Origin of the sequence: Hydrogenophaga sp. IBVHS2 (assembly GCF_002127215.1) — a bacterium.
Classification (GTDB): domain Bacteria; phylum Pseudomonadota; class Gammaproteobacteria; order Burkholderiales; family Burkholderiaceae_C; genus Hydrogenophaga.
Genome location: NZ_NFUT01000001.1, coordinates 420,115 through 437,054, shown reverse-complemented (window position 1 = coordinate 437,054; position 16,940 = coordinate 420,115). Strand labels below are relative to the sequence as shown.

Here is a 16,940-nt window from a genome sequence, read left to right as displayed (position 1 = left end):
GGTCATTCGTTTTCCAGCATCGAGCGGATCAGCGGGATGGTGATGGCCCGCTGGGTGCGCAGGGCGTAGGCATCGAGCTGGTCGAGCAGCATCATCAGGCTGGAGAGGTCGCGCGAGAAGCGGTTGAGCATGAAGTCCATGACCTCGTCGCTCAGGAACACGCCGCGCTCGTCGGCGGCACGGCGCAGCACGGCACGGCGTTCGGTCTCGCCCAGGGCGTGCAGCTGGAACACATGGCCCCAGCCCAGCCGGGTGCGCAGGTCTTCACGCAGCTGCAGGTCGGAGGGCGGCAGCGCACCGGCCGCCAGCACCCAGCGGGCACTGCCCTGCGGCGGGGTCTGCGCATGCACGAACCAGTTGAAGGCCATGGCCTGCTGGGCCGCGGTGAAGAGGTGGCAGTCGTCCAGCAGCACCGCCTCCCACGATTCGTCGTAGTCGGGCGGGTTCAGCGTGGACGCGTCCATCCAGCCGACCCGGGCGCCGTGCTCCCGGAAGGCCTCGCGCACCGCCAGCAGCAGGTGGGTCTTGCCGCTGCCACCGGCACCCCACAGGAACGTGGGCACCGGGGAGCGGGTCGGGCTGCCGGACCACAGCCGCAGATGCTCGAGGGCCGCCTCGTTGCCCACCGGAACGAAGTTGGACAGCGTGGGCACCGGGGCCAGGCCGATGTCGAGCGCGAGCTGCTTCATGGTCGACACGGCATCAGTCCCGCTGCGGGTCCGGTGCCGGCTCGGACGCTGGCTGGGCGCTCTCGCGGTACAGCGGACTCTCCAGGTAGGTGGTGCGGGCCCGGCGGATGGCCACCAGCAGCACCGCACTGGCCGGCAACGCGATGAGCACGCCGACAAAGCCGAAGAGATGGCCGAAGGCCAGCAGGGCAAAGATCACCGCGATCGGGTGCAGGCCGATGCGCTCGCCCAGCAGGCGGGGTGTGAGGTAGAGGCTCTCCAGCACCTGTCCCACACCGTAGACCGCCAGCACGGCCAGCACGCCGAACAGGGTCTGGAACTGCAGCAGGGCGGCCAGCACCGCCAGCACCAGACCCAGGCCGAAACCGAGGTACGGCACGAACACCGCCAGCCCGGTGAAGACGCCGATGGGCAGGGCCAGCTTCAGTCCGGTCAGGGCCAGGCCGACGGTGTAGAACACCGCCAGCAGTCCCATGACCATCAGCTGCCCTCGCAGGTACTGACCGAGCACCTCGTCGGTCTCGTCCAGAAAGGACTGCACCGTCTCGCGCCAGCGCGGCGGGATGAGGGTCTTGAAGCGCTGCACCAGCGCCGCCCAGTCCAGCAGCAGGTAGAAGGCCACGATGGGCATGAGGAAGAGGTTGCCGATGACCGCTGCCAGGGCGCTGCCGCCGATGCGCAGCGACGACAGCAGGCTGCCGATCAGCTGGCTCTCGTGGCCGGTCACCACCTGCCTGAGCCATTCGCGCACCTGCGCGGTGTCGATCTGCAGGTCGATGCCGAAGCGGGCCGCCAGCGGCACGATGTGGTTGTTGGCCCGATCCAGCAGGGCGGGCACCTGGTCGCGCAACAGGGGCAGTTGGGCCGTGATGACCGGAACGATGAGCAGCACCACCGCCAGCAGCACGAGCATCAGCAGGGCGATGGCGACGCCGGCACCCAGCCAGCGCGGAATGCGGCGGGCGGCCCACCGCTCCACCAGCGGATGGAGCGCATAGGCCACCACGATGGCCAGCAGGAAGGGCATGAGCACCGGCGCCAGCAGGGACAGAAGCCAGCCGATGGCCAGGGCCATGCAGGCCCAGACGGCGGCGCGGGTCTGGGTGGGTGTGAAGGTCATGCAGGTCCGATGTGGCGAGCCGCCGCAGGAGGCCAGCCCTTAAAATCCAGCCCAAATTCTATTCGGGCGCCCTGCGTCCGCCCCTCATGAGCCAGAACCACACCCCCCTCTCCTACAAAGACGCCGGCGTCGACATCGACGCGGGCGATGCCCTGGTCGACCGCATCAAGCCGCTGGCGAAGAAAACCATGCGCGAAGGCGTGCTGGCCGGCATCGGCGGCTTCGGTGCCCTGTTCGAGGTGCCCAAGCGCTACCGGGAGCCGGTGCTGGTGAGCGGCACCGACGGCGTGGGCACCAAGCTCAAGCTGGCCTTCGAGTGGAACATGCACGACACGGTGGGCATCGATCTGGTGGCCATGAGCGTGAACGACGTGCTGGTGCAGGGCGCCGAGCCGCTGTTCTTCCTGGACTACTTCGCCTGCGGCAAGCTCGATGTGGACACGGCAGCCGCCGTGGTCGGCGGCATCGCCAGGGGCTGCGAGCTCTCGGGCTGCGCCCTGATCGGCGGCGAGACCGCCGAGATGCCGGGCATGTACCCGGCCGGTGAATACGATCTGGCCGGTTTCTGTGTCGGCGCGGTCGAGAAGAGCAAGATCCTGACCGGCCACAACGTGAAGCCGGGCGACGTGGTGCTGGGTCTGGCCTCGCACGGCGTGCACTCCAACGGCTTCTCGCTGGTGCGCAAGTGCATCGAACGCGCTGCCAGCCAGTTGCCCGCCACCCTGGACGGCATGCCCTTCAAGGAAGCCGTGATGAAGCCGACCCGCCTGTACGTCAAGAACGTTCTGGCCGCACTTGCCCAGCACCCGATCAAGGCGCTGGCCCACATCACCGGTGGCGGCCTGCTGGAGAACATCCCGCGCGTGCTGCCCGAGGGCACCGCCGCCCACCTCAGGAAAGGCAGCTGGCCGCAGAGCGAGCTGTTCGCGTGGCTGCAGGCCACCGCCGGCATCGACGACATCGAGATGAACCGCACCTTCAACAACGGCATCGGCATGGTGGTGGTGATCGCCGCCGACCAGGCCGAGGCCTGCGCTGCCACCCTGCGCAGCCTGGGCGAGACGGTGCACACCATCGGCGTGATCGCCGAGCGCGGCACCACCGCCCCGGTGGTCGTGTCCTGAAACGTCCGTTTTCTGTCTGACCGGGTGGCGGACAGCACGACCGCCGCCACCCACACTCGGGACTTCGCAACCCCACCGTCGAAGGAGTCCCCCGATGAAATCGTGTCTGATCGTGATCGATGTGCAGGAATCGTTCCGGCACCGACCGTATTTCGACGCCGCCGCGCTGTCCACTTACCTGGCGTCTCAGAACGCACTGATCACGGCCGCCCTGGCCGATCGGGTGCCGGTGGTCCGTGTGCTGCACGCCGATGAGCCGGACACGCCCGACAACCCTTTCTCGCACGCCAGCGGCCTGGTCAGACCCTTGGAAGGGCTCGTTCCCTTCGAGGCCGCACTGACGGTCCACAAGGCGCGCCACAGCGCGCTGGTGGGCACCGGGCTGGATGTCTGGCTGGTGCAGCACGGCATCGGTCGGGTGGTCATCAGCGGCATCCGCACCGAGCAGTGCTGCGAGACCACCGCCCGCCACGCCTCCGACCTGGGTTGGGAAGTCGACTTCGTGACCGACGCCACCCTCACCTTCGACATGCACGACGCCCAGGGCGGCCTGCTGACGGCCGATGCCATCCGGCACCGCACGGCCACCGTGCTGGATGGCCGATTTGCCCAGGTGTGCACCGTCGGTGAGGCCGTCGCCCGCTGGCAACCTGCCTGAACCTGCGGCCATGCCTGCCCCGATCCAGGTCTTCTTTGTGCTGCTGCCGGACAGCCTGGCGCTGGACTGGGCGGGTCCGGCGGAGGCGCTGCGCATGGCCAACCAGTGCCTGGCGCAACACGGACAGCCCCCGGCGTTCGCGCTGCGTTTCGTCGGCCCGGTGGCCGAGGCGCCCACATCGGTAGGCCTGCGTGTGACGGGTCTGGAGCCACTGCCGACCCTCGGCCAGGAGCCGTCCTGGGTGGTGCTGATCGGCCAGCCGGGCGACGAGGTCCGGCTCGACGACGAGCCAGGGCGGGCATTGATGCACTGGCTGCAGGGCCTTGAACTGCGTGCCGGGCAACAGGAGCTCGTGGCCATCTGTGCCGGGGCCGTGGTGGCAGGCATGGGCGGCCTGCTGGCCGGGCGGCGTGGCACCACCCACCATGCGCATCTGCAGGAACTGCGGCAGAAGGCGTCGGGCTGCGAGGTGGTCTCGAACCGGCTGTTCGTGCAGGACGGCCCGGTCTGGACCAGCGCCGGGGTGACCACCGGCATCGACCTGGTGCTGCACCGCATCTCGATCCATTGCGGGCCCGCCCTGGCCGCCGAGGTGGCCCAGAACCTGGCACTGGCCTTGCGACGGGGTCCGGACGATCCCGAGCTCTCCCCGTTCCTGCTGCACCGCAACCACCTGCACCCGGCCCTGCACAAGGTGCAGGATGCCGTGAGCCGGGAACCCCAGAAGCCCTGGACCGTACCGGCCATGGCAGCCCTGGCGGCCACATCGCCACGGCACCTCACGCGGCTGTTCGAACAGCACGCAGGAGTGGCACCCAGCCACTACCTGCGGGGACTGCGCCTGGCACTGGCCGAAGCCGCGCTGACCGCCGGCCACCCGGTGGCACGGGCCGCCGAGCTGGCCGGCTTCAGTTCTGACGTCCAGCTGCGGCGCAGCTGGCAGGCCAGCGGGCGGTCAGCCACCCCTAGAGCGCTTCGGACGGCAGCACGCGAACGCCGGGCGACGCACTGACCGCCGCCTCCAGCAGGCAGCGGGCGATGCGCTCGGCCGGCACCACGCGCCAGCGCCTGGGCAGCAGCGGCTGGACGCAGCCGGAGGCCATCACCGCCAGCCGCTCCAGCGGGCGGCTCTCGGCCCTCGCACCGCCGATCAGACCCGGCCGCACCAGGGTGAGCGACGCGTAGCCCACCGCCTGCAGGTCGCGCTCGATCTCGCCCTTGGTGCGCAGGTAGAACACCCGCGAGGCCGCATCGGCGCCCAGCGCCGAGTTCAGCGCATAGGCGCGCGCCCCGTGGCGATGCGCCAGATAGGCCACCTCCAGCGGATGGTCGTGGTCGACCCGGTAGAAGGCGTCGGGGCTGCCGGCCTTGCGGGCGGTGGTGCCCAGGGTGCAGACGACGGCATCCACCGCCCACCAGTCGGCGTCCTGCGGGAGGCGGTCGAAATCGACCACCGGGTTGATCAGTCCCGGGCGGGGCGCCAGCGCACGGCGCGTCGGTGCCACCACCGCCGAGACACGCGGGTCGGCCAGCGCCTGATCGAGCACATGACCGCCCACCAGTCCGGTGGCGCCCACCAGCAACAGTCGGGTCATGGCTGGCGCCTCGCCTCGATGGCGGCCTGCAGCTTCTGGTACTCGGCCTGGCGCGGTCCGCCCAGCGCCACCGCCCGCTGCACCGCATCACGGGCCTGGGCGATCTGGCCCAGCTCCAGCCGGACCTGCGCCAGGTTGTTCCAGGCATCGGCGAAGTCGGGTGCCGACCGCACCGCAGCGGCATACGCGGTGGCTGCCTGCTCGCGCCGGCCCTGGGCGTAGTGGGTGTTGCCCAGCCCCAGCAGCAGGATGCGGTGGTCCGGCCAGCGCCGCAACCCGGTGCGGTAGGCCACCTGGGCGGCCTGCACATCCGAGCGTTCCAGCGCGGCCACGGCATGGGCCCAGCCGTCGGCGTCGGCCGTGGCCGGCAGGCGGTCCGGAGCGGTCACCCGCACCGCCCAGTATTCACTTCGGGCCCAGGTGCGCTCGAACGTGGGCAGCGCCATCGGCATGCGCGGCGTGGTGCCGGAGTGCAGGATGATTTCGTCCCGGGCCCGGTCATAGCCCACCGCCACCGCGTAATGCCACTGCGGCGCGATCGGCAGCGACAGGTTCTGCAGCACCAGCACCGGCTCGCCGGCGGCCACCTCGGTCAGCAGGGTTCGAAGATCGGGCGCCAGCGGGTAGGCCACCAGGCCCTGCCGGCGGGCGGCCGCGAGCATTTCGGTCTGCAGGGCGCCCTGGCGGCCGGGCAGGTAGACCTGCGGCGTGAGCTGATCGGCCGTCACCCGGCGGCCTGCGGCCTGCGACACCATGGCCAGCGTGGCCGGGCCGCACAGGAAGTCGTCCTGGGGAATGAAGGGCACGCGGGTCAGCAGCGTGCGGGCCGGCAGGCCGCTGGGCCAGTCGTTCTGGAGTTGGGCCACCTGCGGCGGTGCCGCGCAGCCGGCCAGCAAGGCTGCACAAAGCACAACCCCCGCCAGGGCGGGGGCTGCGCGACCCCGTCGGGGTGATGTCATCGGATCGGGCGGGTGAACGGATACACCTTGGTGAAGCCCAGGATGTCGGTGACCAGCAGGATCAGGAAGATGGTGAACAGCACGCCCACCACGCCGGCACCGGCCGGGGCCTTGTCCACGCGCTGGGCCAGCTGGGCCACCTCGGCGTCCGACATGGCCTGCACGCGGGCGATGGCATCGTCGGCATTCACGCCCTGGGCCATGAGTTCCTTGCGCACGTCCTCACGGGCCAGGAAACCGCTGACACGGTCACGGTCGGCCTGGCCGGCCGGGGTCACCAGGGCCTGTTCGGTGCCGACGATGCCGGCCTGGGCCTGCAGCGGCAGGCTGCCCAGGGTCATGGCGGGAATGAGGGCACAGGCAACGGCGCGGTAGATCGAGTGGGTCATGGTTGTTGTGTGGAGAGGGTTGACAGGCGGGCGGATGTTCTTCGCCACCACCGGCGGCGTCAAACGGTCTTACACGCCGACACACCGTTCACACCCGAATGCATGCCGTCGGTCGCGGCCGACACATCAGTTCAGGGCGCGGCGCAGTTCCTGGAGCCGCTGGCCGATGGCCTCGCGGTCCAGCGGATCGTCGGCATGCACCACGTAGATGTCCAGATCGGCCACCGCCAGCCGGGCCTCGCCCAGCTCGGCCCAGGCCAGACCCCGGTCCCGGTATTCGGGCCAGGCGTCGGGCAGCAGGATGAGCAGCCGGTCCTGCACCGCGATCAGGCGCAGCCAGTCTTCCTGCGCCCGGTGGATCTCCTTGAGGTTGCGCAGCAGCCGCGCCAGGATGTCGCGCGGCTGGGCCGCCTGCAGGTACAGGCCCACCGGCACATCGAACTCGTCGACCAGGCCGTTGCGGCGCTTGTAGGGCTCCAGCCGCTCGGCCAGCTCGTCGCGGCTGAGGGACTGGCCATTGAACGGGTCGATCACCACCTGCCCGTTGGGCAGGTTGACCTTGACCATGAAGTGCCCCGGGAAGTTGACCCCGCGCGCCTTCAGCCCCATGCCCTGGGCCAGCTCCATCCACAACACCGCCAGCGTGATGGGAATGCCCCGGCGGGTGCGCAGCACCGCGTTGAGGTAGCTGTTGTCCGGGTCGTAGTAATTGTTGACGTTGCCGCCAAAGCCCAGGTCGCGGAAGAAGAACTGGTTGAGCGCCCGCAGGCGCTGCAGCGGACCGGCGTCTTCCGGGCAGCGGCGGCGCAGCCGGGCCACCATCTGGTCGACATCGCCGAGCACCTGCTGAACGTCCAGGTCGGGGTACTCGTCCTGGGCCACCGAGACCGCGGCCTCGAACAGCGGAAAGGCGTCATCGTCGCTCACCAGGGTGGCGAAATAGCCCAGGGGGGTCGGAGCGGAAAAATCGAGATCCATGGGAATCGTGCGGCGGTGCCTCAGGTTACGTCATTTCCGCACGAACTGGCGCAACGACAGGCCTGACGCGAGCAAGGCCCCGAAATACACCACCACGGCTCCGATCACCGACACCGCCAGCAGGCCGATGCGCTGCAGGGCCTGCCCTTCGAAGCCGGTCCAGACGAAACGCGACGACAGCCACATCAGCAGCACCGCCAGCAAGGCACTGGCCGCCAGCACCTGCAGCGAGAACTTCAGCCAGCCCGGCGAGGGCCGGTAGGCACCACGGCGGATCAGACCCACCAGCAGGAACAGCGCATTGACCATGGCGCCGATGCCGATGGCCAGGGCCAGACCGGCGTGGTCGAACAGCGGGACCAGGGCGATGTTGAGCAGCTGGGTCAGCACCAGCACGCCCACGGCGATCTTCACCGGGGTCCGGATGTCCTGCCGCGCGTAGAAGCCCGGCGCCAGCACCTTGATGGCGATCAGCCCCAGCAGGCCGGCGCCGTAGCCCATGAGCGCGGCGGCGGTCTGCTGCACATCGCCGGCGCCGAAGCGCCCGTAGTGATAGAGCACCGCCACCAGGGGCTGGGCAAAGGTGAGCAGGGCCACGGCACAGGGCACGGCCAGCAGCACCACCAGCCGCAGGCCCCAGTCCAGCAGCTGGCTGTAGCGCTCGCCATCCCCGGCGGCCTGGGCCGAGGCCAGCTGCGGCAGCAGCACCACGCCCAGCGCCACGCCCAGCATGGCGGTCGGGAACTCCATCAGGCGGTCCGCATAGGTCAGCCAGCTCACGCTGCCGACCGCCAGGTGGGAGGCGATCTGGGTGTTGATCAGCAATGACAGCTGGGCCACGCTCACCCCCAGCAGGGCGGGCAGCATCAGCGTGGTGACGCGGCGGGTGCCGGGGTGGTTCCAGGCGGCCTTGAGCGCGGCAGGCGACAGGCCCACCCGGGGCAGCAGGCCCAGCCGGGCCAGGGCCGGGATCTGCACACCCAGCTGCAGGCACCCCCCGACCAGCACGCCGCCGGCCATGGCCAGGATGGGCTCGATCCCCAGGGAGGCGAACCACGGTGCGCCCCACAGCGCAGCGCCGATCATGGCCACGTTGAGCAGCACCGGCGTGGCCGCCGGCACCGCAAACCGTCGCCAGGTGTTCAGGATGCCGGCCGCCAGCGCCACGAAGGACATGAAGGCGATGTAGGGGAACATCCAGCGGGTCATGAGCACCGCGGCCTCGAAACCCTCGGGCGACTGCTTCAGGCCGGCGGCCATGGCGTACACCAGCACCGGTGCGGCCAGCACGCCCACGATGCAGGTCAGCGTCAGGGCCCAGGCCAGCACGGTGGCGATCTGACCGATCATCAACCGGGTGGCATCGTCGCCGTCCTGCTCGCGGGCGGCGGCCAGCACCGGCACGAAGGCCTGGCTGAAGGCACCCTCGGCAAACAGCCGGCGCAGCAGGTTGGGAATGCGGAAGGCGACGTTGAAGGCATCGGTCAGGGCGCTGGCCCCGAAGGTCGCCGCCATGAGCAGTTCGCGCACCAGACCGGTGATGCGCGAGGCCAGCGTGAGCAGGGAAACGACGGAGGCGGACTTGAAGAGCGACACCGGGGCAGTGTAACGATGCCACCCGCCGACGCCCGGCCGGGATGGCGCTGACGGGCCGCAGGGCTATAATCGCGGGCTTTGCTGGCAACATCCACAAACACACAAGGAACTCACCATGGCCACCAAGCCGAAGAAAAAGAACCCCCGCCTGGCATCCGGTCGCAAGCGCGCCCGCCAGGACGTCAAGCTCAACGCCGCGAACTCCTCGCTGCGTTCCAAATACCGCACCGCTGTCAAGAACGTCGAAAAAGCCGTTCTGAGCGGCGACAAGTCCAAGGCGACCGAACTGTTCGCCAAGATGCAGGCCGTGGTGGACACCATTGCCGACAAGGGCATCTTCCACAAGAACAAGGCCGCTCGCGACAAGAGCCGCCTGTCTGCCAAGGTCAAGGCACTGGCCACCGCCGCCGCCTGACCTGCCCCCCAGCAGCCCGGGCCCCAGGGCCCGCCGTTTGAACCGGGTGCGCTGCCAGCAAAAAAGCAGAAAGCCGTCGCAAGACGGCTTTTTTGTTGCCTGAACGATGCCGGATGCGGGTCAGCGGTCGGGGATGAGGCAACCCTCGACCACCTGCAGGTCGTTGTCGCGGGCGAAGTTCATGCAGAAGTCCCAGGCCATGGGCTCGGCCTCGCGCAGGTCGCTGTGCACCACCACGCACTTGATGCCGTTGATGGTGTTGGGCACGCACCAGGGGGAATAGCTCAGGTGGCTGCCGGGCTGCGCCCCGCCAGGGCGGAAGCTGCTCATCACCCCGGCCAGCCGCTCGGCCCAGTCGCTGGGGCGGAAGGTGCGGCCATCGCGGGTGATGCCCTGGATGAACACTTGCTTGGCAGTCGGTGTGGCCATTCGGACGCAGCCTTCGGGTGGAGGGCCTGGGAAGGGGGTGGTGCCGACGGCCGGGGATCACCCGGTCCGGTTCAGGCGGGGGTATTCTATCTTATATAAGACCTGAACCCCGGGATAACCCGGACCGGGGTCGATGGTCCGGGCGCATCAGGCCGATGCGGCATCGTCATCGAACCGGTCGAGGGCTGCCTCTAAAATCCGCGTTCGACGGCTCAACCCGCACCGCCGGGCGTTGGGCCGCTTCTTTTTCTGGCACCCGTGGGCCGCTTGCCCCCTTGCCTTCCGGAGAACCGCATGAATGCCGCCCTGCCCACCATCGCTGCCGCCTCGCCCCATGTGATGAACACCTACGGCCGCCTGCCGATCGCGCTGTCGCACGGTCAGGGCTGCCGCGTGTGGGATGTGAACGGCAAGTCGTACCTGGACGCGCTGGCCGGCATCGCGGTCAACACCCTGGGCCATGCCCACCCCAAGCTGGTGCCGGCGCTGCAGGACCAGGTGGCGAAGATGATCCACTGCTGCAACTACTACCACGTGCCCGACCAGGAACGCCTGGCGCAGATGCTGGTGGAGCGCTCGGGCATGACCAATGTGTTCTTCTGCAGCACCGGCCTGGAAGCCAACGAGGCGGCGCTGAAGCTGGCGCGCAAGTTCGGCCATGACAAGGGGATCGAACGGCCGGAAATCGTGGTGTACGAGAAGGCCTTCCACGGCCGCTCGATCGCCACCCTGTCGGCCACCGGCAACCCCAAGGTGCAGGCCGGCTTCGGCCCGCTGGTGGAAGGCTTCGTGCGGGTGCCGGCCAACGACATCGAGGCGCTCAAGAAGGCCACCGAGAACAACCCCAACGTGGTGGCGGTGTTCTTCGAGACCATCCAGGGCGAAGGCGGTGTGAACCCGATGCGCGCCCAGTACCTGCAGGATGTGCGGGCCCTGTGCGACCAGCGCGACTGGCTGCTCATGATCGACGAGGTGCAGTGCGGCATGGGTCGCACCGGCAAGTGGTTCGCCCACCAGTGGGCCGGCATCCAGCCGGACGTGATGCCGCTGGCCAAGGGCCTGGGCTCGGGCGTGCCCGTGGGCGCGGTGGTGGCCGGCCCGAAGGCCGCGAACATTTTCCAGCCGGGCAACCACGGCACCACCTTCGGCGGCAACCCGCTGGCCATGCGGGCCGGCGTGGAGACCATCCGCATCATCGAGGAAGACGGCCTGCTGGCCCATGTGGAGCGCGTGGGTGCCCACCTGCGTGCGGCACTGGAAAAGGGCCTGGGCGGCCGCCCCGGCGTGCGCGAGATCCGCGGGCAGGGCCTGATGATCGGCATCGAGCTCGACCGCCCCTGCGGGGTCATCACCCAGCGCGCAGCCGACGCCGGCCTGCTGCTCAGCGTGACCGCCGACAGCGTGATCCGCCTGGTGCCGCCGCTGACCATCACCACCGCCGAGGCCGACGAAGTGGTTTCCATCCTGCTGCCCATCGTGCACGCCTTCCTTGCCGAATGAACCCCATGACGATCCGCCATTACCTGCAGTTCAAGGACCTGTCCGCCGACGAGTACGCCTACCTGCTGCGGCGCGCAGCCTTCATCAAGGGCAAGTTCAAGGCCTTCGAGAAGCACCACCCCTTTGCCGATCCCGACCGCACGCTGGCCATGATCTTCGAGAAGGCCAGCACCCGCACCCGGGTCAGCTTCGAGGCCGGCATGTACCAGCTCGGCGGCTCGGTGGTGCACCTGACCACCGGCGACAGCCAGCTCGGCCGGGCCGAACCCATCGAGGACAGCGCCAAGGTGATCAGCCGCATGGTCGACCTGGTGATGATCCGCACCTTCGAGCAGACCAAGATCGAGCGTTTTGCCGCCCATTCGCGGGTCCCGGTCATCAACGGCCTGACCAACGAATTCCACCCCTGCCAGATCCTGGCCGACCTGTTCACCCTGGTCGAATACCGCCCTGCCCCCAGCGGCGATCCGCTGGACGCCATCCGGGGCAAGGTGGTGGCCTGGGTGGGCGACGGCAACAACATGGCCAACACCTGGCTGCAGGCGGCCGAGCTGCTGGGCTTCACGGTGCATGTGAGCACGCCCAGCGGCTACGAAGTGGACCCGACCCTGGCCGGCATCACCCGCACCGACTGCTTCAAGACCTTCAAGGACCCGCGCGAGGCCTGCGCAGGGGCCGATCTGGTGACCACCGATGTCTGGACCAGCATGGGCTTCGAGGCCGAGAACGAGGTGCGCCGTGCCGCCTTCGCCCAGTGGTGCGTCGACGAGGACATGATGCGCCGCGCCCGACCCGATGCGCTGTTCATGCACTGCCTGCCGGCCCACCGGGGCGAGGAAGTGACCGCCGAGGTCATCGACGGACCGCAGAGCGTGGTCTGGGACGAGGCCGAGAACCGCATGCATGTGCAGAAGGCGCTCATGGAGTACCTGCTGCTGGGCCGTCTGTAAGCGGCCGTCCTGCGCTGCCATGTCGGCCTGCACCACCTGCGGCGCCTGCTGCGCCAGCTTCCGCGTGGATTTCTCGGTGGAAGAAACCGAGGAACAGGGCGGCCCGGTCCCCGACGGGCTGTGGCTGCCCCTGACCGACCACACCGCGCGACTGCGCGGCACCGACCACAGCCCGCCTCGCTGCGCCGCCCTGTACGGCCGTGTGGGCGAGCGGGCCACCTGCGGCATCTACGAGTGGCGGCCCAGTCCGTGCCGCGAGTTCGAGGAAGGCAGCGATGCCTGCCACCGGGCCCGCCAGCGCCATGGGCTGCCGGCGCTGGAGACCTGAAGGTCATGTCCACCCCCCACGAAGGCTCGGCCTGCACCACCTGTGGCGCCTGCTGCCACAGCTACCGGGTGGAGTTCGCGGTGTACGAACTCGCCTCGGCCGGCGGGAGCGTGCCGGACGGGCTGACCGAACCGGCCGGCGGCATCCGATGCCGCATGCAGGGCACCGGTGCGGTGCCGATCCGCTGCACCGCGCTGGAAGGCAGACTGGGCGAGCGCGCCCATTGCCGCATCTACCCGCTGCGCCCCTCGCCCTGTGCCGAACTGCAGGAAGGCAGCTACGGCTGCAACAAGGCCCGCGTGCGCCACGGCCTGCCGCCGCTGGGCGAATGGCTGGGCGACTGATCGGCTGCGCATGCAATCCCTGCTCGATGCCATCGCCCGCGCCACGCCGGGCACCGACGCCCGGCGCCTGTTCCACGGCCGCGGTGGCCTGCACCCGGACGCCACCGACTGGGCCCTCGACTGGTATGCGCCGGTCTGGCTGGTCACCCGCTTCGGCGAAGCCAGCGACGAAGACGCCCGCCGCATCGGCGAGGCGCTGGCCGCCCGGCAAGCCGAGGTTCATCCCGGGCAGCCGCTGAACTGGGTGTTCCAGCGCCGCCAGCCCGACGGCCCCACCAGCCGGCCGCTGACCACCGTGATGACCGGCCAGGTGCCCGAGGCGCACGACGTGACCGAAGACGGCACGCACTACCGGGTGCACCTGCTGCGTGGCCAGAACCACGGCCTGTTCCTGGACATGGCCGAGGGCCGGCGCTGGGTGCGCGCGCACGCCGCCGGCCGCAAGGTGCTCAACCTGTTCGCCTACACCTGCGCGTTCTCGGTGGTGGCGCTGCAGGCCGGTGCGAAGGAAGTGGTCAATCTCGACATGGCCCACGGTGCGCTGGCCACCGGGCAGCTCAACCACCAGATCAACGGCATCACGGCCGGGGCCCGCTTTCTGGGGCATGACCTGTTCACCTCCTGGGGCAAGGTCAACCGGCTGGGGCCGTACGGGCTGGTCATCGTCGACCCGCCCAGCTACCAGAAGGGCAGCTTCGTGGCCGCCAAGGACTACCCGCGCCTGCTGCGCCGCCTGCCCGACCTGCTGCTGCCCGGAGGGCATGCGCTGATCTGCCTGAACGCGCCGGAAATGCCCGAGTCCTTCCTGCGTGAAGCCCTGGCCGAGCAGGCCCCGGACCTGGTCGTGGAGGGCCGCCTGCCCAATCCGCCGGCCTTTGCCGATGCCTCGTCCGATCGGGCACTCAAGGTGCTGGTGGTGCGGCACCCCTGATGCACCGTCGTTGGAAATAACCGACACCACGCGTTTTGTGCCGGTGCTACCGTCCCGGCTCCATGAAAACGCTCCGGGACATTTCGCCTCCTCTGCATGCCGGCTCGCCCGTCTTTCCGGGTGACACGGCCTATGCCCAGCACTGGGTCGCCACCATCGCGCCGGGTTGCCCGGTGAACGTGGGCAGCCTCACGCTGTCGCCCCACACCGGGGCGCATGCCGATGCACCGCTGCACTACGACCCGGCCGGCCAGGCCATCGGCGCGGTCGATCTGGCGCCCTTCCTCGGCCCCTGCCGCGTGGTGCATGCCATCGGCGTCGGGCCACTGATGCAGCCGCAGCACATCGCGCACGCGCTGTCCGACCTGCCGCCCCGCGTGCTGGTGCGCATGTACCGGCAGATGCCCCAGGACCGCTTCGATGCCGCGCTGCCCGCCTTCGACCCGGCCACCATCGAGCTGCTGGCGGCCCACGGCGTGCGGCTGGTCGGCACCGACAGCGCCAGCCTGGACCCGGCCGACAGCAAGACCCTGCCCAGCCACCAGGCGGTGCGCCGCCACGGCCTGCGCGTGCTGGAGAACCTGCTGCTCGACGACGTGCCCGAAGGCGACTACGAGCTGATTGCCCTGCCCCTGAAACTGACCACCGCCGACGCCTCCCCGGTGCGCGCGGTGCTGCGAGACCTGACATGACCACCACCCTCGACACCGATCTGGCCACCACCCTGCAGGACTGCCGCGCGCTCGACGCGCAGGACCCGCTGCGCGACCTGCGCGATCTCTTCGTCGTGCCCGAGGGCACCATCTACCTCGACGGCAATTCGCTGGGTGCCATGCCGGCTTCCGTACCCGCCCGCGTGGCCCGGGTGGTGGAGCAGGAATGGGGCCAGGACCTGATCCAGAGCTGGAACAAGGCCGGCTGGTTCGAGGCACCGCGCCGCGTGGGCGACAAGATCGGTCGGCTCATCGGCGCCGCACCCGGCACCACCGTGGCCACCGACAGCACCTCGGTCAACCTGTTCAAGGTGCTCAGCGCCGCCCTGCGGCAAAGCGCGCAGGATGCACCGGGCCGCTGGCGCATCGTGAGCGAGCGCAGCAATTTCCCGACCGACCTCTACATCGCCGAAGCGCTGTGCAAGGACAAGGGCTGGGAGCTGGTGCTGGTGGACGACGCGGCCGGCATCCCTGCGGCCCTGCAGGACCCCAAGGCCGCCATCCTGATGCTCACCCATGTGAACTACCGCACCGGCGCCATGCACGACATGGCCGCCGTCACGGCAGCGGCCCATGCGGCCGGTGTGCTCACGGTATGGGATCTGGCCCACAGCGCCGGCGCCGTACCGGTCGACCTCACCGGTTCGGACGCCGACTTTGCCGTGGGCTGCGGCTACAAGTACCTCAATGGCGGGCCCGGCGCGCCGGCCTTCGTGTGGTTGAACCCGCGCCATGCCGACCGTTTCTGGCAACCCCTGGCCGGCTGGTGGGGCCATGCCGCCCCGTTCGCCTTCACGCCCGACTACCAGCCCGCCCCTGGCATCGGACGCTACCAGTGCGGCTCGCAACCCATGATCAGCCTGGCCGCGCTGGAATGCGGCGTGGACACGGTGCTGGCGGCCGAGGGCCACGGCGGCATGGCCGCGCTGCGCCGCAAGTCGCTCGCGCTCACCGACCTGTTCCGCCAGCTGGTGCAGGCGCGTTGCGGTCGGCACGGGCTGGAGTGCGTCACGCCGAACGAGGAGTCGGCGCGCGGCTCGCAGGTGAGCCTGGTGCGCCGGACCGACGCGGCCGATGAAGGCCATGCGGCCTACGCCATCGTGCAGGCCCTGATCGCGCGCGGCGTGATCGGCGATTTCCGCGCCGGCGACGGCGGCGCCCACCCCGACATCCTGCGCTTCGGCTTCACGCCGCTGTACCTGCGCTTCGAAGACGTGTGGCAGTCGGTGGAGCACCTGCACCAGGTGCTGGAGAGCGGGGAATGGCGCGAGCCGCGCTTCGCCCGTCGCCACGCCGTCACCTGAAGGAGCCGCCATGACCGAACCGAACGACCGGACCGCTGCGGCGGGTGGCTGCCCCTTCTCCGGCACCGTGGCCCGCGAGGCCATGCCCGAAGCCATCGTTCACGAAGAGGGGGCGCAGCTCGACTTCAGCCAGGACATGAGCTATGGCGACTACCTGCAGCTCGACGCCATCCTGTCGGCACAAAAGCCGCTGTCGCCGGCGCACGACGAGATGCTGTTCATCGTGCAGCACCAGACCAGCGAGCTGTGGATGAAGCTCATGCTGCACGAGCTGCACGCGGCCATCGGCCACATCGCGCGCGACGATCTGCCCCCGGCCTTCAAGATGCTGGCCCGGGTGAGCCGCATCATGGAGCAGCTGGTCCATGCCTGGGACGTGCTGGCCACCATGACGCCGCCCGAGTACAGCGCGCTGCGGCCCTATCTGGCCCAGAGCAGCGGCTTCCAGAGCCACCAGTACCGCTGCATCGAATTCGCCATGGGCAACAAGAACGCCGCCATGCTGCAGCCCCATGCCCACCACCCGGACCGCCGCGCGGTGGTGGATGCGGCGTGGCGCGCACCTTCGCTGTACGACGAAGCCCTGCGCCTGCTGGCGCGGCGCGGTCTGCCGGTGCCGGCCAGCCACACCGAGCGCGACTGGAGCCGCCCTTACGAGGCCAGCGACGCGGTCGAAGCCGCCTGGCTGCAGGTCTACCGGGATCCGCGCCAGCACTGGGACCTGTACCAGCTGGGCGAGGAACTGGCCGACATCGAGGACAGCTTCCGGCTCTGGCGCTTCCGCCACCTCACCACGGTGGAGCGGGTCATTGGCTTCAAGCGCGGCACCGGCGGCACCGGCGGCGTGAGCTACCTGCGCAGGATGCTCGACGTGGTGCTGTTCCCGGAAATCTGGCGGCTGCGCACCAGCCTCTGAAC

Annotated in this window: 20 protein-coding genes; 12 read left to right on the top strand and 8 right to left on the bottom strand. The window is 69.7% G+C overall.

Going from position 1 to position 16,940, the window contains the following annotated elements:
• Positions 1 to 2: 2 nt before the first annotated feature.
• Together hda and CAP38_RS02160 are read right to left on the bottom strand one after the other, a co-directional pair.
• Complete coding sequence (gene hda, locus CAP38_RS02165; protein ID WP_086119230.1) at positions 3 to 689, bottom strand: DnaA regulatory inactivator Hda; 687 nt, start codon at positions 687 to 689, stop codon at positions 3 to 5.
• A 13-nt stretch (positions 690 to 702) separates the two neighbouring features.
• Positions 703 to 1,809: an AI-2E family transporter gene (locus CAP38_RS02160; RefSeq protein ID WP_086119229.1), complete on the bottom strand. Its 1,107-nt coding sequence runs from the start codon at positions 1,807 to 1,809 to the stop codon at positions 703 to 705.
• Positions 1,810 to 1,895: 86 nt separating this feature from the next.
• Here CAP38_RS02160 and purM point away from each other — a divergent pair, with 86 nt between their 5' ends.
• From purM to CAP38_RS02145, 3 genes are all read left to right on the top strand, one after another.
• Positions 1,896 to 2,933 carry a phosphoribosylformylglycinamidine cyclo-ligase gene (gene purM, locus CAP38_RS02155; RefSeq protein WP_086119228.1) on the top strand — a complete coding sequence of 346 codons (1,038 nt, stop codon included), beginning with the start codon at positions 1,896 to 1,898 and terminating at the stop codon, positions 2,931 to 2,933.
• 94 nt (positions 2,934 to 3,027) lie between these two features.
• Positions 3,028 to 3,591: a cysteine hydrolase family protein gene (locus CAP38_RS02150; RefSeq protein ID WP_086119227.1), complete on the top strand. Its 564-nt coding sequence runs from the start codon at positions 3,028 to 3,030 to the stop codon at positions 3,589 to 3,591.
• A 10-nt stretch (positions 3,592 to 3,601) separates the two neighbouring features.
• Positions 3,602 to 4,603 carry a GlxA family transcriptional regulator gene (locus tag CAP38_RS02145; protein WP_086119226.1) on the top strand — a complete coding sequence of 334 codons (1,002 nt, stop codon included), beginning with the start codon at positions 3,602 to 3,604 and terminating at the stop codon, positions 4,601 to 4,603.
• On the opposite strand, the gene CAP38_RS02140 is transcribed toward CAP38_RS02145, so the two are convergent.
• From CAP38_RS02140 to murJ, 5 genes are all read right to left on the bottom strand, one after another.
• Positions 4,557 to 5,186 (bottom strand): NAD-dependent epimerase/dehydratase family protein, encoded by a 630-nt coding sequence (locus CAP38_RS02140; protein WP_086119225.1) that lies wholly within the window; start codon positions 5,184 to 5,186, stop codon positions 4,557 to 4,559. The genes CAP38_RS02145 and CAP38_RS02140 overlap by 47 nt on opposite strands.
• Positions 5,183 to 6,082 carry a PA2778 family cysteine peptidase gene (locus CAP38_RS02135; RefSeq protein ID WP_179188433.1) on the bottom strand — a complete coding sequence of 300 codons (900 nt, stop codon included), beginning with the start codon at positions 6,080 to 6,082 and terminating at the stop codon, positions 5,183 to 5,185. Before CAP38_RS02135 ends, CAP38_RS02140 begins: the two co-directional genes overlap by 4 nt.
• A gap of 59 nt (positions 6,083 to 6,141) precedes the next feature.
• Positions 6,142 to 6,534: a PA2779 family protein gene (locus CAP38_RS02130; protein ID WP_086119223.1), complete on the bottom strand. Its 393-nt coding sequence runs from the start codon at positions 6,532 to 6,534 to the stop codon at positions 6,142 to 6,144.
• 126 nt (positions 6,535 to 6,660) lie between these two features.
• A complete protein-coding gene (locus CAP38_RS02125) occupies positions 6,661 to 7,512 on the bottom strand; it encodes a SirB1 family protein (RefSeq protein WP_086119222.1) in 852 nt (283 codons plus the stop codon).
• A gap of 30 nt (positions 7,513 to 7,542) precedes the next feature.
• Positions 7,543 to 9,108, bottom strand: a complete 1,566-nt coding sequence (murJ, locus tag CAP38_RS02120; RefSeq protein ID WP_086119221.1) for a murein biosynthesis integral membrane protein MurJ — start codon at positions 9,106 to 9,108, stop codon at positions 7,543 to 7,545.
• A 115-nt stretch (positions 9,109 to 9,223) separates the two neighbouring features.
• Between murJ and rpsT the strand changes: the two genes are divergently transcribed.
• Positions 9,224 to 9,523, top strand: coding sequence for a 30S ribosomal protein S20 (gene rpsT / locus CAP38_RS02115; protein WP_086119220.1), 300 nt, complete (start codon positions 9,224 to 9,226; stop codon positions 9,521 to 9,523).
• Positions 9,524 to 9,643: 120 nt separating this feature from the next.
• On the opposite strand, the gene CAP38_RS02110 is transcribed toward rpsT, so the two are convergent.
• Positions 9,644 to 9,952, bottom strand: coding sequence for a DUF3579 domain-containing protein (locus CAP38_RS02110; RefSeq protein WP_086119219.1), 309 nt, complete (start codon positions 9,950 to 9,952; stop codon positions 9,644 to 9,646).
• A gap of 294 nt (positions 9,953 to 10,246) precedes the next feature.
• Between CAP38_RS02110 and CAP38_RS02105 the strand changes: the two genes are divergently transcribed.
• The 8 genes from CAP38_RS02105 to kynA all read left to right on the top strand — a co-directional run bounded on the left by CAP38_RS02105 (position 10,247) and on the right by kynA (position 16,938).
• Positions 10,247 to 11,452, top strand: a complete 1,206-nt coding sequence (locus tag CAP38_RS02105; RefSeq protein WP_086119218.1) for an aspartate aminotransferase family protein — start codon at positions 10,247 to 10,249, stop codon at positions 11,450 to 11,452.
• Positions 11,453 to 11,457: 5 nt separating this feature from the next.
• The gene (gene argF, locus CAP38_RS02100; protein WP_256924199.1) at positions 11,458 to 12,402 is read left to right on the top strand and encodes an ornithine carbamoyltransferase; all 945 of its coding nucleotides are present in this window, start codon (positions 11,458 to 11,460) and stop codon (positions 12,400 to 12,402) included.
• Positions 12,403 to 12,421: 19 nt separating this feature from the next.
• Positions 12,422 to 12,730: a YkgJ family cysteine cluster protein gene (locus CAP38_RS02095; RefSeq protein ID WP_086119216.1), complete on the top strand. Its 309-nt coding sequence runs from the start codon at positions 12,422 to 12,424 to the stop codon at positions 12,728 to 12,730.
• 5 nt (positions 12,731 to 12,735) lie between these two features.
• Positions 12,736 to 13,074: a YkgJ family cysteine cluster protein gene (locus CAP38_RS02090; protein ID WP_086119215.1), complete on the top strand. Its 339-nt coding sequence runs from the start codon at positions 12,736 to 12,738 to the stop codon at positions 13,072 to 13,074.
• Between the two features lie 10 nt (positions 13,075 to 13,084).
• Positions 13,085 to 14,005, top strand: coding sequence for a class I SAM-dependent methyltransferase (locus tag CAP38_RS02085; RefSeq protein ID WP_086119214.1), 921 nt, complete (start codon positions 13,085 to 13,087; stop codon positions 14,003 to 14,005).
• A gap of 62 nt (positions 14,006 to 14,067) precedes the next feature.
• Positions 14,068 to 14,697 (top strand): arylformamidase, encoded by a 630-nt coding sequence (gene kynB, locus CAP38_RS02080; protein ID WP_086119213.1) that lies wholly within the window; start codon positions 14,068 to 14,070, stop codon positions 14,695 to 14,697.
• The gene (kynU, locus tag CAP38_RS02075) at positions 14,694 to 16,022 is read left to right on the top strand and encodes a kynureninase (RefSeq protein WP_086119212.1); all 1,329 of its coding nucleotides are present in this window, start codon (positions 14,694 to 14,696) and stop codon (positions 16,020 to 16,022) included. The genes kynB and kynU overlap by 4 nt, the downstream gene beginning before the upstream one ends.
• Before the next feature lie 10 nt (positions 16,023 to 16,032).
• Positions 16,033 to 16,938, top strand: a complete 906-nt coding sequence (gene kynA, locus CAP38_RS02070) for a tryptophan 2,3-dioxygenase (protein WP_086119211.1) — start codon at positions 16,033 to 16,035, stop codon at positions 16,936 to 16,938.
• The last annotated feature ends 2 nt before the right edge of the window (positions 16,939 to 16,940 follow it).

Excerpts from the sequence above, each read along its gene's own strand:
- hda (WP_086119230.1), bottom strand. The coding sequence starts at position 689 with ATGAAGCAGCTCGCGCTCGACATCGGCCTGGCCCCGGTGCCCACGCTG.
- CAP38_RS02160 (WP_086119229.1), bottom strand. The coding sequence starts at position 1,809 with ATGACCTTCACACCCACCCAGACCCGCGCCGCCGTCTGGGCCTGCATG.
- purM (WP_086119228.1), top strand. The coding sequence starts at position 1,896 with ATGAGCCAGAACCACACCCCCCTCTCCTACAAAGACGCCGGCGTCGAC.
- CAP38_RS02150 (WP_086119227.1), top strand. The coding sequence starts at position 3,028 with ATGAAATCGTGTCTGATCGTGATCGATGTGCAGGAATCGTTCCGGCAC.
- CAP38_RS02145 (WP_086119226.1), top strand. The coding sequence starts at position 3,602 with ATGCCTGCCCCGATCCAGGTCTTCTTTGTGCTGCTGCCGGACAGCCTG.
- CAP38_RS02140 (WP_086119225.1), bottom strand. The coding sequence starts at position 5,186 with ATGACCCGACTGTTGCTGGTGGGCGCCACCGGACTGGTGGGCGGTCAT.
- CAP38_RS02130 (WP_086119223.1), bottom strand. The coding sequence starts at position 6,534 with ATGACCCACTCGATCTACCGCGCCGTTGCCTGTGCCCTCATTCCCGCC.
- CAP38_RS02125 (WP_086119222.1), bottom strand. The coding sequence starts at position 7,512 with ATGGATCTCGATTTTTCCGCTCCGACCCCCCTGGGCTATTTCGCCACC.
- rpsT (WP_086119220.1), top strand. The coding sequence starts at position 9,224 with ATGGCCACCAAGCCGAAGAAAAAGAACCCCCGCCTGGCATCCGGTCGC.
- CAP38_RS02110 (WP_086119219.1), bottom strand. The coding sequence starts at position 9,952 with ATGGCCACACCGACTGCCAAGCAAGTGTTCATCCAGGGCATCACCCGC.
- CAP38_RS02105 (WP_086119218.1), top strand. The coding sequence starts at position 10,247 with ATGAATGCCGCCCTGCCCACCATCGCTGCCGCCTCGCCCCATGTGATG.
- argF (WP_256924199.1), top strand. The coding sequence starts at position 11,458 with ATGACGATCCGCCATTACCTGCAGTTCAAGGACCTGTCCGCCGACGAG.
- CAP38_RS02095 (WP_086119216.1), top strand. The coding sequence starts at position 12,422 with ATGTCGGCCTGCACCACCTGCGGCGCCTGCTGCGCCAGCTTCCGCGTG.
- CAP38_RS02090 (WP_086119215.1), top strand. The coding sequence starts at position 12,736 with ATGTCCACCCCCCACGAAGGCTCGGCCTGCACCACCTGTGGCGCCTGC.
- CAP38_RS02085 (WP_086119214.1), top strand. The coding sequence starts at position 13,085 with ATGCAATCCCTGCTCGATGCCATCGCCCGCGCCACGCCGGGCACCGAC.
- kynB (WP_086119213.1), top strand. The coding sequence starts at position 14,068 with ATGAAAACGCTCCGGGACATTTCGCCTCCTCTGCATGCCGGCTCGCCC.
- kynU (WP_086119212.1), top strand. The coding sequence starts at position 14,694 with ATGACCACCACCCTCGACACCGATCTGGCCACCACCCTGCAGGACTGC.
- kynA (WP_086119211.1), top strand. The coding sequence starts at position 16,033 with ATGACCGAACCGAACGACCGGACCGCTGCGGCGGGTGGCTGCCCCTTC.